Origin of the sequence: Clostridium oceanicum, from assembly GCF_039521385.1 — a bacterium.
GTDB lineage: Bacteria > Bacillota > Clostridia > Clostridiales > Clostridiaceae > Clostridium_F > Clostridium_F oceanicum.
On record NZ_BAAACG010000019.1, the window covers coordinates 499,973 to 517,074 of the forward strand.

The 17,102-nt window shown below is 26.1% G+C and carries 13 protein-coding genes; all 13 read right to left on the reverse strand.

Going from position 1 to position 17,102, the window contains the following annotated elements; translation table 11 throughout:
* Position 1: 1 nt before the first annotated feature.
* Positions 2-1,177 carry a glycosyltransferase gene (locus ABDZ71_RS18845; protein ID WP_343764290.1) on the reverse strand — a complete coding sequence of 392 codons (1,176 nt, stop codon included), beginning with the start codon at positions 1,175-1,177 and terminating at the stop codon, positions 2-4.
* A 131-nt stretch (positions 1,178-1,308) separates the two neighbouring features.
* Positions 1,309-2,337, reverse strand: a complete 1,029-nt coding sequence (locus tag ABDZ71_RS18850; protein WP_343764584.1) for a glycosyltransferase family 2 protein — start codon at positions 2,335-2,337, stop codon at positions 1,309-1,311.
* A 21-nt stretch (positions 2,338-2,358) separates the two neighbouring features.
* Positions 2,359-3,786 (reverse strand): O-antigen ligase family protein, encoded by a 1,428-nt coding sequence (locus ABDZ71_RS18855; RefSeq protein WP_343764291.1) that lies wholly within the window; start codon positions 3,784-3,786, stop codon positions 2,359-2,361.
* Between the two features lie 22 nt (positions 3,787-3,808).
* Complete coding sequence (locus ABDZ71_RS18860) at positions 3,809-5,152, reverse strand: ABC transporter substrate-binding protein (protein WP_343764292.1); 1,344 nt, start codon at positions 5,150-5,152, stop codon at positions 3,809-3,811.
* A 20-nt stretch (positions 5,153-5,172) separates the two neighbouring features.
* Positions 5,173-6,234: a non-hydrolyzing UDP-N-acetylglucosamine 2-epimerase gene (gene wecB, locus ABDZ71_RS18865; RefSeq protein WP_343764294.1), complete on the reverse strand. Its 1,062-nt coding sequence runs from the start codon at positions 6,232-6,234 to the stop codon at positions 5,173-5,175.
* 32 nt (positions 6,235-6,266) lie between these two features.
* Complete coding sequence (locus ABDZ71_RS18870) at positions 6,267-7,379, reverse strand: glycosyltransferase family 4 protein (protein ID WP_343764296.1); 1,113 nt, start codon at positions 7,377-7,379, stop codon at positions 6,267-6,269.
* A 20-nt stretch (positions 7,380-7,399) separates the two neighbouring features.
* Positions 7,400-8,140, reverse strand: coding sequence for an N-acetyltransferase (locus tag ABDZ71_RS18875; RefSeq protein ID WP_343764298.1), 741 nt, complete (start codon positions 8,138-8,140; stop codon positions 7,400-7,402).
* A 118-nt stretch (positions 8,141-8,258) separates the two neighbouring features.
* Positions 8,259-9,368 carry a Gfo/Idh/MocA family protein gene (locus ABDZ71_RS18880; RefSeq protein ID WP_343764300.1) on the reverse strand — a complete coding sequence of 370 codons (1,110 nt, stop codon included), beginning with the start codon at positions 9,366-9,368 and terminating at the stop codon, positions 8,259-8,261.
* A 56-nt stretch (positions 9,369-9,424) separates the two neighbouring features.
* Positions 9,425-10,741: a nucleotide sugar dehydrogenase gene (locus ABDZ71_RS18885; RefSeq protein WP_343764302.1), complete on the reverse strand. Its 1,317-nt coding sequence runs from the start codon at positions 10,739-10,741 to the stop codon at positions 9,425-9,427.
* A gap of 176 nt (positions 10,742-10,917) precedes the next feature.
* Positions 10,918-12,759: a polysaccharide biosynthesis protein gene (locus ABDZ71_RS18890; protein ID WP_343764304.1), complete on the reverse strand. Its 1,842-nt coding sequence runs from the start codon at positions 12,757-12,759 to the stop codon at positions 10,918-10,920.
* 159 nt (positions 12,760-12,918) lie between these two features.
* Complete coding sequence (galU, locus tag ABDZ71_RS18895; RefSeq protein WP_343764306.1) at positions 12,919-13,812, reverse strand: UTP--glucose-1-phosphate uridylyltransferase GalU; 894 nt, start codon at positions 13,810-13,812, stop codon at positions 12,919-12,921.
* Between the two features lie 66 nt (positions 13,813-13,878).
* Positions 13,879-14,949, reverse strand: coding sequence for a tetratricopeptide repeat protein (locus ABDZ71_RS18900; protein ID WP_343764308.1), 1,071 nt, complete (start codon positions 14,947-14,949; stop codon positions 13,879-13,881).
* Positions 14,950-15,168: 219 nt separating this feature from the next.
* On the reverse strand, positions 15,169-16,878 hold the full coding sequence (locus ABDZ71_RS18905; protein WP_343764310.1) for a phospho-sugar mutase: 1,710 nt from the start codon (positions 16,876-16,878) through the stop codon (positions 15,169-15,171).
* Positions 16,879-17,102: the final 224 nt, after the last annotated feature.

A 17,102-nucleotide genomic window follows, 5' to 3' on the forward strand; every position in this document is an offset into this window, starting at 1 on the left:
TTTATATAATTTCATTATATATTTGTAAAGTCTTTTCAGCTGTTCGTATCCAAGTAAATTTATTAACCACAGTTAATTTAGCATTATTTCCTACATAGTTTGAATATTTTTTGTCATCTAGTAATTTTTCTATAGAAATAACTAATTCTTCTACATTATTAGGTGATACTAATATACCATTTTCCTTATTATTTATTACATCTTCTATACCTTCACCTTTAACTCCTATTACAGGTTTTCCTTGAAGCATAGCTTCAAGGTATACTACTCCAAAACCTTCTTTCCAGCTAGGCATTGAAAATACTTTACATTTGCTCATATATTCCATAACTTTTTTATGGTCAAGTTGTCCTAAAAATATTATATTTTTAAGTAAATTATATTTTTTTACCATTTCAAGTAAATGTTCTTTTTCTGGACCATCACCAATTATATAATATTTTATGTTAGGATGCTTCTTAACCAAAACATTAATAGCTCTTATATTTAAATCAATACCTTTGGTTTTTATAAGATTTGATACACTTAAAACATCTATTTTTTCTAAAGCTTTATCATTATTAAGAACCATAGTATCTTCTATATCTATTCCATTATTAATTACATCTATCTTGTGATAAAAATTAGTATCACTCACTATATTCTTAAGCTTATTACTAACTGTTATAACTTTATCTGCTTTATCTAATACTTTAAATACACTTTTCTTTAACTTATCATTTTTGCATATTGTATTTTGAAAATCTTGTCCATGTACAGTAATAACATATGGTATATTTAATTCCTTACTTAAAAGCATCCCACAATATCCATCTGGTAAAGCCACATGAGAATGTATAATATCAAATTTAAACTTCTGATTTAATTCATACACTAAATTCTTTATTGCCTTATACATTCTTTGTCCAGATTTATCAAAGAAATATCCTCTAGGAAATTCTATATATCTAGGATAATAAACCTCAACTCCATCTAATACATCTTGATATGGAACTTTAGAATATTTATTCCATTTTTTATTTATAATATTTAAAGGAAAACCAGCCCATGGTATAGGAGAAATTACTTTAACATTGCATCCTAAAGAAATAAGTTCCTTCACTTGTTTATGTACAAAAACACCTGATATTTTATTAAAATTTGAAGGATACATATGTGATAAAACTAATATATTCATTGTAAAACCTCCTTTTATACTGTATTTATTTTACTTTAACATAATAAAATAAAAAAATTATATTTTGCCACATACAACATAATAAAAATATAAAATAACTAATACATTATTAGTTATTTTACTATTTTTACTTATCTAGATATCTTTTTATTATTCTCTATAGATTTTTTAGATTTCACAACAAAGAAAACAAATAATCCTTCTAAAAACCCTATACCATAACTGATATGTAAAATCGAAAAAATTATTGGTATATATTTTAATACACCTTTTTCCCCTTTACTAACCTTGAATGAAAATATTAAATTACTTAATATATAAGTAATAACTTCTACAATCCATAACATCATAATAGGTTTAAATATCATTCCAAGTAGAAATCCTAATATATTAGTTATCACAAACAACATAGGTACTAAATGCCTAAGGGAAGCAGTTTTACCATGTTTTTGCATTACTTTAACTTTCCAAAATCCATATTGAAAATACTGTCTCCATAATTTTTTCAATGAATCTCTACTATAATAATAAGATTTAACTTGTGGTGATAGTAGTATTTTGTATCCACTTTTAATAACTCTATAATTTATTTCATCATCTTGATTTCTAACAAGTTCTTCATCAAAGTATCCTATTTTATCTAAAACACTTCTTCTGTATGCACCAAACGCAACAGTATCTACAAATGTTTCTTTTTTAGCATATCTAAACAAAGCATTTCCTACTCCAAAAGGTGAACTCATAGCTAGGGCTATGGATTTACCTTTAATGGAACTATTTAAGGTCTCTATTGGTCCTCCAACACATCCTATACTAGAATCCTTTTTCAAAAATTCTACGTTATTTTTAATGAAATCTTTATCTGCATAAGCATGTGCTCCAAATATAATAATAATATCTGCCGTACTACTTTTTATTCCTATATTCATTCCCTTTGGGGCTGTTATTCCTTCATTTAATACTAATTTCACATTAGTATATTTTTTCTCATACTCTTTAACTATATCTTGTGTACCATCTGTGGACAAACCATCACAAACCAAAACCTCATATAACTCTTTAGGATAACTTTGATTGACAAAAGAGTCTAAACATTTCTTTATGTACCCGTCTTCATTTTTACAAGGAATTACAATGGAAACTGTTGCAATATTCTCTATAGTCATAAATTCACCACCTCTCTAGTCTTTAGATAGCCTTTTACAATTATTAATTTCTATCATTGCTAATACTAAGAATATTATAATAGTACCTGTTATTACACCCTTATGGTTAAATTCGTTTCCAGTTAGAGTAGAAAATATAAGATATGTAATCAATGATACAAAAATCCCCCTATTATTAGTATAATCTTTAAAAACAACTTTTGCCCTATTCAATATAATCAATATATATACTATCAAAGAAACTATTCCGAACTCAACCCCTATTTGTAATATTAAATTATGTGCATGTTCAAGCATATAGTGGGCAGCATTAACTTTCCATCTTAAACTCTCTGGCATCATCATATATCCTCTAGTTGCAAATTCCTTATAGTATTCTGGGAAACTACTCATCCCTATTCCAAATGGATAATTTTGCATGATTTTTACATCTGTACATATTGACTGAATTCTAGCTACTGAAGACTCATTTTGCAAAAAACCTGTTACATTATTACCTCTAGTTAAAATAAATGACATTGCTGGCTTAATTAGTATTGTGCCTAATATTATCATAACTATAACTAACTTTTTATATTTTTTACTTATTAATATTAAAAATACAACTATACCAGCACTTATCCAAGCACCTCTAGTATATGTTATAACTAACGATAAAGTCTGTATAATAAATGACCCATACAAGAACTTTTTCTCATTCTTACTAGTTTTTTTATATAAAATATATTCCAGTACAAATGGAAATACAGTTACTAAAATTCCAGCAAATATATTGACATTATGATAACCAAACGTTAACAATGCTCTATTTTTACTTATACTATGTAAGGATATACCATCTTTAAATATTTGCACAAATCCATATAGGCAGCTTAAATTAACACTAAAAATTATAGCGTAGACTAATTTTTTTATGTCACTTTGTTCAAATAAACTTATTATAATTAACATAAACATAATTGGTGAAACAACACCTAAATATGTATCGCTCATGCTTTTCCAAAAATATACAGAGTAAATATTTGAATTATATACAAATAATATAAATATAAATATTAATATATAAAAATTTAACGAGCATCTATTACTAATTTTCAACTTATTTTTTATATCTTTATATATTGTTTTAATATTATATACAAAAGCAATGGTAATATATATGGTTTCAAATGATATTTTAAATATAAAAAAATCTATTTGAACAAATTTCCTTGCTGTAACAAAGAATGGTAAAGAAATCAAAAACATTAATATTGATTTCTTTTGACTTTTAAATAGTATATATATTTCATTTAATAGTAAAAAAGTAGCACTAAATAGCATTAAAAGATCTTTTTTACTATTTCCATTCATATTTAAAATAGTTATTACAAAAGATAATAAAAAACTAGTAATAAGTACCTTTTTATTATATTGTAATATTTTTTGTAAGTAATATTTCATCCTTATTACTCCTTGTTAAACTTTATTTTTTAAATGTATTTAGTTCTATTTTTCTATTTTTTCTAGTTAAATCAGAATATTGCTTATATAAAGAATTAAATTCTTTTATAACTGAATTTATGGTTTTATCCCCTTTAATAGCATCTACAGAAAGCTTTACTGTTTTAGCTGAATCTCTAGATATAAAAATTGATGGATCATAAATTTCAGTCTTAAAGTTTTTAACTTGATTATATTGTTCATAAATATCGTTTTTAACTTTTGACTCCTTTAATGCAGGAGATATAGCCATTCTAGTATTCAATATTTCTTTATTAACTTCTTCTGATACTACCCATTTAAAAACTTCTTTTATTTTTTTTTGCTCTTCCTCAGTTTTTTCTGATATAGCATTGCTCATACACAAAAAATTTGAATTAGACAAATAGTATTGTTTATTTCCAAGTGAGCCTTTAAATTTAGGTATGTCACTTACGCCTATATCAAACCCTAAAGGCATTATATTAGAAAAATATCCTTTATCTTCAAAAGTAGACAAGTGCATTGCTGCTCTGCCTTCATAAAAATTTATTCTTAAATCTTTTTGACTTTTTGCATCAAATTTATTATCTAATAAATTTTGTTTATACATTTTATTGTATACACTTAAAATATTTTTAGCTGCATCAAATCTATAACTACCATCTTCATAATTCCAAAATGAAGTATATACGTTATCCAAATTAACACTTGGCATACCAATAGATTGTCTAAAATCTTCATACCCCATTATAGGAAATTGATATGGTGTTATACTAGGAAAGTGTTTTTTTATTTTTTTGCTATATTCAATTAATTCATCCCAATTTGATGGTGGTTTATTAGGATCAAGGCCTGCTTTCTTAAATATATCTTTATTCCAAATTAATTTTACGTTTTCTTCGTTTAATCTAACTCCCACAGGATTTCCATTAAAATACACAAAAGCATCTGATTTTATGTTATCTAGATTCATATGGTTTAATTTTTTAATGTAATTATCTTTAATAAGCTCAAAAAAACCATACATCATTATATCTGGTCCTTTTTCAGCTGCTAAAGCAGTTCGTAACATATTATCATAATCTCTACTATCATATAAGCTAAGCATAATATAAAGATCTTTATGTGAATCATTAAATTTCTTAACCTGATACTCTCTAGTGTTTGAAACTCTATCTTTAGGCAACCATAGCCTAACTATAGTCTTCCCTTTTAAAAAGGCATAATCTTGATTGTTGTTTTTTTCTTTTGATAAATTTAATTTATATAAAATAGATACTACTATTAAAATTACACAAATAAAACTAATAGCTATAAAATATAAATTTTTATGCTTTTTATTCATAACATTCAACTCCTGTATGTCTATTTAACTATACAGTTAATTATATCTAAAATTTTACAAGAAGCTTTTCCATCACCAAAAATGTTTTGTTGATCTTCACTAGTTTTAAAATTCAAAATAGCATCTAAAATTTTATTTTTATCTGTTCCAACTATTACATTCCATCCATTTTCTACAGTTTCTACCCACTCTGTTTCATCTCTCATAGTTATACAAGGTTTTTTCATAAAAAAAGCCTCTTTTTGAACTCCACCACTATCAGTAACTATCTTTTGAGAATTCATCTCTAAAGTAATCATGTCAAGATAGCCTACAGGATCTATCAATTTTATGTTGTTGTTAAACTTTAATCCATAGCTATCCACATATTTTTTTGTCCTAGGGTGTAGGGGTAAAATAACTGTTTTATTACTTTCATTCAAAGCTTCTATAATATTTTTCAGTCTATTTATATCATTTGTATTTTCTGCTCTATGTATAGTAGTCAAAATATACTCTTTATCTTCCATATTTAACAAATTTATAATATTTGATTTTTGTTCAGCTAATTTTTTAAAATTAAGAACAGCATCAAACATAACATCTCCTACATTATAAACTCCTGATTGGACACCTTCATTATGAAGATTTTTTTTAGCAGCTTGTGTAGGAACAAATAATAATTTTGATATATGGTCTGTAAGTACTCTATTTTGTTCTTCTGGCATATTTGAGTTAAAACTTCTAAGTCCTGCTTCTACATGTGCTACAGGTATTAATAATTTACTTGCACATAGCGCACCTGCTAAAGTTGAATTAGTATCTCCATATACTAAAACTAAATCTGGCTTTTCTTTTAAATATATTTTTTCTAATTCTATAAGCATTTTTCCTGTTTGCTCACCATGACTTCCAGACCCTATTTCTAAATTATAATCTGGTTTAGGTATTTTTAATTCTTCAAAAAATACCTTAGACATATTTTCATCATAATGTTGACCTGTATGTACTAATATTTCATTGTGCTCTTTTCTTATAATATTAGATACTGCTGCTGCCTTTATGAACTGAGGTCGTGCACCAACTACAGTTAATATTTTCATTAAATATCTCCTCCAAAATATTGAAATTTCTACTAAATATCACTTTTTTCTAACTCTTTATAAGCATTTAAAAGAACTTCTTGTTCTGATTCCCATGAATATTTGTTTAAAACAAGTATTCTTCCATTTTCTCCCATACTTTTCACTAGTTCTTTATTTTGCAATAATTTATGTATCGTTTTACCTATATCTTCAGGATTTTGTGGATCTACTCCTAAAAAGCAATCTTTAAATACATCTTTCCAATACTTAAAATCTGACATAATCATAGGTAATTTACATGCCATATATTCAAATGGTTTATTAGGCAAAGCTGATACATGGTTATCTACAGGCCAAAAATTAACTATTCCTATATCAGCTTTCTTCATATAGGAATATGCATTTTTTTGAGGTATAAGCCCAAAGTACTCCACATATTTCCATCCTTCTAATTCCATACACTCTTCTTCATACTTTTTATTTTCCCATTTTCCTAAAAGCCACAATTTAACTTCACCTTTTAAACTCTCCATAGCTTCTATTATTTCTTTTATACCCCTTATCTTAGTTAATCCACCAGCATATATTATAACAGGTACCTTTTTTTCTTTATCTATGGATTTAATAGAATCTATGTCAGCTATAACAGGAAAATTTCTAACTATTACAGTTTTATTTGAATTAAAATTTTTAGCAATATCTTCTGATACACATACTATTTTATCAAATTTTTTAGCTAATTTCTTTTCATATCTATCAAAAGCCTTAGATACTATTTTTCTTATAATATCACTTTTCAACCATTCTTTAGTTAATATTTGTTTAGGAACATCTTCATGCACATCATATATAACTTTTTTACCTAATCTTTTTAATTTCATACCTACAGATAATAATTCTGGATCGTGGAAATGGTATATATCTGCATCAATTTTTACAGCTTTATTAAAAGCTATTTTTTTCTTTTTAAAAAATCTATAAAATCTACTATTCTTCATTGGCAAATGAACTATTTTTACATTATCTGAAACTTCATCCTTATCATTTCCTACTAGCAAATAAGTATTATATTTATTTTGAGCAATAGTTCTACATTCTTTATGATATATTCTAGTATCATAGGCAGGATGGGCTGTAGATATATGGCAAACCTTAGTATTCATATTCTAAATTCCTTTCCAATCTATTGGTTTTTTAAAAGCTGCTCTTCCGGTACTTTTCTAAAATATTTTGCTGGATTACCAGCAACTATACTTTCACGATCTACATCTTTAGTTACAACACTTCCAGCAGCAACAAATCCATCTTCATTTATAATTTTCCCTGGAAGAATAACTGCACCAGCCCCTATTCTTCCACCTTTTTTAATTGTAACACCTTTAAAGTTATTAAATCTTTCTTTAGATCTAGCGGCATAATTATCATTTGAAGTCACAACACACGGAGCTATAAATACATTATCTTCAACCTCTGAATAAGCAGTTAGGTAAACATTAGTTTGAATCTTACAATTAGAACCAACTGTACAATAATTTTCTATAGTTGCACCTTTTCCTATTATACTCCTTTTACCAATAGCAACATTTTCTCTTACTACTGCTAAATCAGCAATTAAAGTCTTACTTCCTATCTTACATCCTGCATAAATTATAGTTCCTGCACCAATTAAACATCCTTCTCCTATTTTACAAGGCTCTAGTTTTTCTTCGTCTTTAAATATACTATTAACAGATCTCATAGGAAGCTTTCCTATAACAGTATTATCATCTATTCTAACATTTTTTTCTATTACGGAGCCTTCATGAATAACCACATTATTCCCAATTAAGCAATTATCTCCTATAATAACATCATCTTCTATAACTGTAAATTTACCTATTGTAACGTTTTTACCTATATTGCTTTTTTCTGATATATAATTCATAATTTAAATTCCTTTCTTATAAATAAACTTTAAAATTACCACCTTAATATATTATCATATTATGATGGTAATTTTAAAGCATTTATATTTTTATTAATAAATAATTAATTATAAAGCATTATTTATTTATTTTATCTACATTCATCATTTCCATAGTTGAAAAACTTTTCATCGGAAATTTAACAGGCATTCCAGTAAGTCTAGATTTATATGCTGCAAGTATTATAGACATTCCCTTTTTACCTTCTTCACCACTTATTAAAGGAGTAGTATCATTGTTTATAGCATCTATCATATCTTTAAATAATGGTATATGGCCAAATCCGTAAACTGTATCTGGATCTCCTTCTTGACTTTTTAATATATTTTCTTCTTCCTTTTCTTCTCCATCCTCAAATCTCCAAGTCTCTATCTTGTTGACTGCAAGGCCACCTATACATGCTGTTCCTTTTTCACCAAATACGCTCAATGTTTCTTCTAAGTTCTTAGGATATACACAAGCACTTCCTTCTATTATGCCTATTGCTCCATTTTTAAATCTTATAACAATAGCACCAAAATCTTCAGCCTCTATATCTCTTAAAAATGTATCACATTGTGCATAAACAGTATCTATTTCTCCACCCATCATCCATTGAAGTAAATCAATATTATGTATGCATTGATTCATTAAAGTTCCGCCATCTAATTTCCAAGTTCCTCTCCATGGAGCTTGTTTATAGTATCCCATGTTTCTATTCCAAAGTATTCTAGCAGTTCCATTAACTAATCTACCAAATCTATCTTTATCTATTGCTTTTCTTAATTTTTGAATAGGCTTATTAAATCTATTTTGATGACTTACACATAATTTAACATTATTCTTTTTAGAACATTCTATCATTCTATCTGCATCTTCTATTGATAAAGCCATAGGTTTTTCACATATAACATGTGCACCTTTCTCCATAGAATACACAGCTATATCTGGATGATATCCACTTTCAGTGGCTATTGTAACTACATCTATATTTTCTTTTTCTAACATTTCTTTATAATCTGTATATACATTTACACAAACATCTTCTGAAGCTTTTGAAACATATTCATTCTTTTTTTCTATTGCTTTTTCTTCTAATACATCACAAACAGCTACTAGTTCAGCTTCCTCATTATTATTTAATATAGCTTCAACATGTTTATATGAAATTCTTCCACATCCAATAATTGCAAATTTTAATTTACTCATAATATCTCCTCCAATTCTATTAATAGGATAAGCCTAAAAGACTTATCCTCTTATTATTAAAGCTTATGAATTTTTTCTTTATTATTTTTAACATCTTTTGTTGCATTTCTTGTATCATATAATATTTTAGCTTTTTCTACTATATGTTCATAATCATAGCAACTATGATTAGTTGTTATAATAACAATATCTGCCTCATCTAAACTTTTTTCTAAATCTACTGATTTATATGTTTTTCCATTATGCTTAAATTCAGGTATGTATGGATCATTAACTAATATATTAGCTCCATTTTTCTCTAAATTATCTATTACTTTTAATGTTGGAGATTCTCTCATGTCATCTATATCATTCTTATATGCTGCTCCAAGTAATAATACTTTAGAACCATTCATAGCTTTTTTATCTTCATTTAATAATTTCATAGCATTTTCTGTTACAAATTCAGGCATATAATCATTTATTTCACCTGAAGTTTCTATAAGTTTTGTATGATAATCATATTCTCTTGCTTTCCAAGATAAATAAAATGGATCTAAAGGTATGCAATGTCCTCCTAATCCTGGTCCTGGATAAAATGCCATAAATCCATAAGGTTTTGTTTTAGCAGCTTCTATAACTTCCCAAACATCTATACCCATTCTTTTACATAAAATTGCCATTTCATTAGCCAACCCTATGTTTATATTTCTAAATGTATTTTCTAATATTTTTTCCATCTCTGCTACTGCTGGAGATGTTACTGAATATATTTCTCCTTCTAAAACACTTCTATAAAGCATAGCAGCAACTTCTGTACATTCCTCTGTACAACCACCTACCACCTTAGGAGTATTCTTTGTATTAAATTTTTTATTACCAGGGTCAACTCTTTCTGGTGAAAAAGCTAAGAAAAAGTCTTCTCCACATTTTAATCCAGTTTCTTCAAGAATTGGTTTTAAAACTTCTTCTGTAGTTCCTGGATATGTAGTACTTTCTAATACTATAAGCATTCCCTTATGAAGATATTTTGCTACACTTTTAGTAGATGCAACTACATAAGATATATCTGGTTGCTTATATAAATCAAGAGGAGTAGGTACACATATACATACTGTATCTACATCTTTAACAAAGCTAAAGTCTGTAGTAGCTTTTAGTTTTCCTTCCTTTGTTAAATCTTTTAATTCTTCATCAACTATATCTCCAATATAGTTATGTCCTTCATTTACAGATTTAACTTTTTCATCTTGTACATCAAAGCCTATTACTTCATATCCTGCCTTAGCTTTTTCCACAGCTAAAGGAAGTCCTACATAGCCTAATCCTACAACTCCTAATTTAGCTTTTTTATTTTTCAACTTCTCTATTAAATCAGTTTTTATTTGTGACATTTTTGTTTTCCCTCCTATTAAATAAAGACCCTTATACTTTTTAAATTATAATACATAATAATTAGTTTGTCATGAATATAAAATTATTTGAATTTAACAAATTATACATATAATATACTATCATCTAACTAAATCAAATTAATATATACTGTTATCTTTCTCTTTAAATTAAAAATTTATATATTTTTTCTTATATATGTTGGGACTTTTTCTTCCATTAACTTAAATATACTATCATTTTCTTTATAAACAATATTTTTAAACTGTTCAATTGATTTTTTTACAAAATTAACATCATTTTCTATAGGCTTTTCTACAAATATTTTCTCATGCTCTGTAGATGTTAAAGCTAATTCATCCATTAATAGCTCCTCATATAATTTTTCCCCTGGTCTTAATCCTGTATATTCTATTTTTATATCTACTCCAGGCTTAAATCCAGATAAAGTTATTAAATCTTTAGCTAAATCTGCTATTTTAACTGGTTCTCCCATATCTAAAACAAAAATTTCTCCACCTTTAGCCATTCCACCTGCTTCTATTACTAGTTGAGCTGCTTCTGGTATTGTCATGAAAAATCTATTTATTTCTGGATGAGTAACTGTAACAGGTCCTCCATGAGCTATTTGCTTTTTAAATAGTGGTATAACTGAACCATTACTTCCAAGTACATTCCCAAATCTAACTGCTACAAATTCAGTTTTACTTATTCTATCATAAGCTTGAATCATTATTTCACAAAATCTCTTAGTAGCACCCATTATATTAGTGGGATTAACTGCCTTATCTGTACTTATTTGTACAAATCTTTCTATATTATGCTCATGACAACATTTTATTAAATTATGAGTTCCTATAACATTATTTTTTATAGCTTCTGCAGGGTTTTCTTCCATTAATGGAACATGTTTATGAGCTGCTGCATGAAACACTACATTGGGACTATGCTCATCTAATATATCATTCAATCTTTTTTCATCTCTTATTGAAGCTATAATAACCTCTTTTCTAAGTTCAGGATATTTATAATTAAGTTCCATTTGAACATCATAAGCATTATTTTCGTAAATATCTAATATTAATAATTTATCTGGTCCAAATTTAGCAATTTGTCTGCAAAGTTCTGATCCTATAGATCCTCCCCCACCTGTTACTAATACTGTTTTACCTTTTATGTATTTATCTATGTCATCATTATTTAGTTTTACTTCTTTTCTTCCTAGTAAATCCTCTATTTTAACTTCTCTAAGTTTACTCATATTAACTTTTCCATCTATAATCTCATTCATTTCCGGTAAAGTCTTTAATTTATGACCTGTTTTTTTACAAATAGATACTATTTCTCTTTTAGTACTCATAGAAGCCGATGGCATAGCTAATATAATTTCGTCTATTTTATTATTTTTGGAAATATTAGGTATTTCTTCTCTTCCACCTAAAACTTGTATTCCATTTATCCTTCTACCTTTTTTATCATTATCATCATCTATAAGTCCTATTATATGATAATTTAATCCTTCATTTCGTTTTATTTCTTTTATTATAAGTACCGCTGCATCTCCAGCCCCTACTATTAAAAGATTTTTATTTTTTTTATCTTTACATCGCTTTGTATTTTCACTATTACCTGCTAGCCTAAATGAAAATCTTACTCCACCTAATCCTAGCACACATAAAATCCAAAATATTATATGAACAGGAAATGGAAATCTATAATATCTAAACTGAACTATTCTATTTATCAAATAACTATAAATTATAAATATTATATTAGATACTGTTACAGAACAAACTATAGACATAAGTTCTTCTATAGAAGCATATTTCCATATGCTATTATATAAATTAAATATTTTATTTATATACAAAGTTATAACTATAACTGGTATTATTGATATCTTAAAAAAATATATATATTCTTTAGGTATATTAAAATCAAATCTCAATAATAATGACAAATATAGCCCTAACACTACTAAAATAATATCATATAAGACTAGCTTTTTATTTTTCTGCATTTTTACACACCCTTAAAGTAATTTTATAAATCTCCCTTTATTTATTTTACATCATAAATTAAATTATTCAATATATTTTTATTTTTTGTCATTTTATTCACATAAATTTCATAATAAAAAGGAGTAATTTTTTACTCCTTTTTATTATGAAATTTGCTTTTATTTCTTTAAAAGCCCCTTATACATCTCTGTATCTCTTAGTTTTTCTATATAATTTACAAAATCTTTTTTTAAAGCATCCCTCTTTAAAGCATATTCCATAGTAGCTTGTAAAAACCCTAGTTTATCTCCTACATCATAACGTCTACCTTCAAACTCATATGCATACATAGCTTCTTTACTTATTAAAGTCTTCAATGCATCTGTAAGTTGAACTTCTCCACCTTTACCTGGTTTAGTATTACTTAAAATATCAAATATCGTTGGACTTATTATGTATCTTCCTAATATAGCTATATTAGAAGGAGCTTCTTCTATTTTGGGTTTTTCAATCAAATCTTTTATTTTATAAACTCCGTCTTCTATAAATTTTCCTTTAACAATACCATATTTATAAACATCTTCTTTAGGAACTTGTTGAACTCCAACTATTGTAGTTTGATATTCATTATAACAGTCTATAAGCTGTTTTAAACATGGTTTTTTACTATCTACCACATCATCACCTAGCATTACAGCAAATGGTTCATTACCTACAAAAGTTCTAGCACAGCTTATAGCATGCCCTAAACCTTTAGGTTCTTTTTGTCTTATATAATATATTTCTACCATGTTAGATATATCTTTTACCATTTTAAGCATCTTTTCTTTTCCCTTTTTCTCTAAATCAGTCTCTAATTCTACTGACTTATCAAAATGATCTTCAATGGCTCTTTTATTTTTTCCTGTTATAATTAAAATTTGCTCTATACCAGATTTAACTGCTTCTTCTATAATATATTGTATAGTAGGTTTATCTACTATTGGAAGCATCTCCTTAGGCTGTGCCTTAGTTGCTGGTAAAAATCTTGTTCCAAGACCTGCTGCTGGTATAATAGCTTTTTTTACTCTCATTTATATTCTCCTCTCAATTTTTTATAAAAGTATATTTATTCTTTAAAAATAACATTACAAAAATAATTAATTATTTAACTGAGTTATTATATCATTTAAAACTTCATCATTAGGGTCTATTTTTTTTGCTATTTCTATATGATTTTTAACTTGCTCTATATCCCCTTTATTTGCATAACACATTATAAGATTAGTGCATACTTCTATTGATTTTTCTGCTTCAAAAATTTTTCTTAAATATTTTATAGCTACATCATAGTTACCTATACAAGCATAATTTATAGCCAATTCATTTACAACATCCATTAAACTATTATCTATTTCTAAAGATTTATTAAGATAATATATAGCTTTATCATAATTTTCTAAATTTCTATATGAAACACCTATATAATAATATATAATTGGGTCATCTGCGAATCTATCTATAAGTGGAAGTAATTTTTTCAAAGCATCTGTAGGATTACTGACCATTAACTCTTTTCCATCTTCTATGTCAGTTACATCTTCTAATGAACTTTTAATTGCTATTACCTCTGAAGTCTCTTTTCCACCCATCTCTATATATTTATTTAATGAAACTAATGCTTTTTTAAATTCTCCTTTTTCTCTATTTATAATAGCTTCATATAAATATGGTTTATTATATCCATTAATACTTTTAGCATTTTCTAATACATTAAGCTCTTCATCCATATACATCTTATCTTGTATTCTTAATTTTTCTAAAACTAAAATTAATTTATCATATACTTCTTCTGTTGAGGATATTTTACATAGCCCCTTTAAAAAAGCATAACAATCTTCAAAGTTTTCTTTTTTAACTTCTTGAAATATCCTTCCCTTTATATAATCTTCACTTTTAGGTAAATTATTTATTATTTTTTCATAAACCTTATTAAATCTAAATTTATTATCAGCTCCTAAAACAAAAAACATTCCCTCCACAAAAAAACTCATAGGAATATTATCTAAATTGTCTCCAGCTTTTACCTTACTGATTATGTCTTCAGATTTAATTGGCAAATATATGTTAGAATCCACTTTTAAATTAAATGCTTGTTCTACTTTTTCTCTTTTTATCTCTAAAAATAACATTTTAGATAACTTATTTGAGAAATATGTTTTTACATCCATTTTATCACCTACAATATTTATATATTTTACGCTCACGTCTAATTTTATACCAAGGAAGTAAATTAAACAATAAAAAATAAACTCCATTAATTACTTAAATGTAGTTTATTCTTTATTATTTAAAATATATAAATAAAATTATATTTAATATAATTTATATAAGTAACCATACAATTATTTATTACTATGTCTTTATTTAAAATAAATTTATTATAATGCTCAGTTAATAATATTTATTATTTCATCTTGTAAACTATCTAATTTAGCATTATTTTGTTTTATTTCTTTTCCTTTACAAGACAAATACATCTTTATTTTAGGCTCAGTTCCAGAAGGTCTAATAACAAAGCTTGAATCATCTTCTAAGTAATATTTTAATACATTAGACTTAGGCAATTGGATTTTTTTAATTTTGTCTTTATTTAAACATTTATCCGTTCCATACTTATAATCTATCTTTCTTACAATTTTAGTATCATTTATATAATTGATACTTTTATATCTTAACTTGTTCATTGATTCTTCTATAATTTTTTCTCCTTTTTCCCCAAGTAAATCTATAGAAACAAGTCTATCTGTAAAACATCCATATTCTTTATATAACTCCATCAAAACTTCATATAAAGATTTTCCCTTTGATTTGTAATATAAAGTCATCTCACTTACTAATACAGCTGCTATAACCCCATCCTTATCTCTAACAAAGGTATCAAATAAATATCCATAACTTTCTTCCAACCCAAATATAAATTTCTTATCTTTATTAATTTCTTCTATCTTTTCTCCTATATATTTAAATCCAGTTAATACTTCAATAACTTCTATATTAAATTTTCTAGCTATAAATTTTATCATATCCGTAGTAACAATAGTTTTTATTATTACTGATTCTTTAGGTAATTTATTAATTTCTTTTAAAGCTTCTAATATATAGTTAGTAAGTAAAGCCCCTACTTCATTACCTGTTAAAGGTATATATTTGTTTTTTTTATTTTTAACCATAACTCCCATTCTATCACAATCTGGATCAGTCCCTATGATAATATCTGGATTAATATTTTTAGCCATATCAACTGCTATATCAAAAACTTCCTTATATTCTGGATTTGGATATTTAACAGTTGAGAATTCTCCATCTGGTCTTTCTTGCTGCTTTACTACAAAAACATTTTCGTATCCAAGATCCTTTAATACTCTTCTAACTGGTATATTTCCTGTACCATGCAAAGGAGTATAAATTATTTTTAAACTTTCACTATTTTTTTTTATAAGATTTTTTCTTATACATATATCTTTAACATGACTATAATAACTATTTTCCACAGTATCACTAATTAAATTGTATAAACCTATTTTTTTAGCCTCACCTAAATCTCCATAATTTATATTTTCAAAATCTTTTACACTTTTTATATAACCATATATATCTTTTGCATCTCTATCTGTTATTTGTCCACCATATTTATTGTATACTTTATACCCATTATATTCTTTAGAATTATGGGAAGCTGTTATAACAATTCCTGCTTTACAATTCAAATTTCTTACTGCATAAGATAACATAGGTGTAGGCATTATATTTTTAAATATATAGGTCTTTATATTGTTTCCACAAAAAACCTCAGCAGCTTTTCTAGCAAAATCTAAAGACATATTTCTTGAATCATAAGCAATTGCTACAGAAATTTTATTTTTATATCTATTATTTAAAAAATCACTTAATCCTTGTGTAACTTTGGCTACCATAAATACATTAATTCTATTACTTCCAAGTCCTATCAATCCTCGAAGTCCACCAGTTCCAAACTCTATTTCTTTATAAAATCTATCTTTTATCTCTTCTTCTTTTAGTTTTTTTAATTTTTCTTTGTTTTTATTATTTATATATGGAGAATTAATCCAAGATGAATATCTTTCTTTGTAATTCATACTAAACCTCCCTAGTTATTATAAAACTACTTCTAATAATAATTTTATGAATCATAAAATACTAAATATTCTTATTTCTTAATTATATTTGAATAATTAAATTCAATATGCTCTTCATATAAAATATAAATATAACTTAATTATTTTAATATGTAATTGCCTTTTATTTTTCAACTAAAAACTCATTACTAATAGTTAAAAATCTATTTATAATTTATCAAAAA

Bases quoted from the DNA above. Each gene is read 5' to 3' on its own strand.
- galU (WP_343764306.1), bottom strand. From the start codon at position 13,812: ATGAGAGTAAAAAAAGCTATTATACCAGCAGCAGGTCTTGGAACAAGA.
- ABDZ71_RS18885 (WP_343764302.1), bottom strand. From the start codon at position 10,741: ATGTCACAAATAAAAACTGATTTAATAGAGAAGTTGAAAAATAAAAAA.
- ABDZ71_RS18870 (WP_343764296.1), bottom strand. From the start codon at position 7,379: ATGAATACTAAGGTTTGCCATATATCTACAGCCCATCCTGCCTATGAT.
- ABDZ71_RS18875 (WP_343764298.1), bottom strand. From the start codon at position 8,140: ATGAATTATATATCAGAAAAAAGCAATATAGGTAAAAACGTTACAATA.
- ABDZ71_RS18845 (WP_343764290.1), bottom strand. From the start codon at position 1,177: ATGAATATATTAGTTTTATCACATATGTATCCTTCAAATTTTAATAAA.
- ABDZ71_RS18860 (WP_343764292.1), bottom strand. From the start codon at position 5,152: ATGAATAAAAAGCATAAAAATTTATATTTTATAGCTATTAGTTTTATT.
- ABDZ71_RS18900 (WP_343764308.1), bottom strand. From the start codon at position 14,949: ATGGATGTAAAAACATATTTCTCAAATAAGTTATCTAAAATGTTATTT.
- wecB (WP_343764294.1), bottom strand. From the start codon at position 6,234: ATGAAAATATTAACTGTAGTTGGTGCACGACCTCAGTTCATAAAGGCA.
- ABDZ71_RS18890 (WP_343764304.1), bottom strand. From the start codon at position 12,759: ATGCAGAAAAATAAAAAGCTAGTCTTATATGATATTATTTTAGTAGTG.
- ABDZ71_RS18855 (WP_343764291.1), bottom strand. From the start codon at position 3,786: ATGAAATATTACTTACAAAAAATATTACAATATAATAAAAAGGTACTT.
- ABDZ71_RS18905 (WP_343764310.1), bottom strand. From the start codon at position 16,878: ATGAATTACAAAGAAAGATATTCATCTTGGATTAATTCTCCATATATA.
- ABDZ71_RS18880 (WP_343764300.1), bottom strand. From the start codon at position 9,368: ATGAGTAAATTAAAATTTGCAATTATTGGATGTGGAAGAATTTCATAT.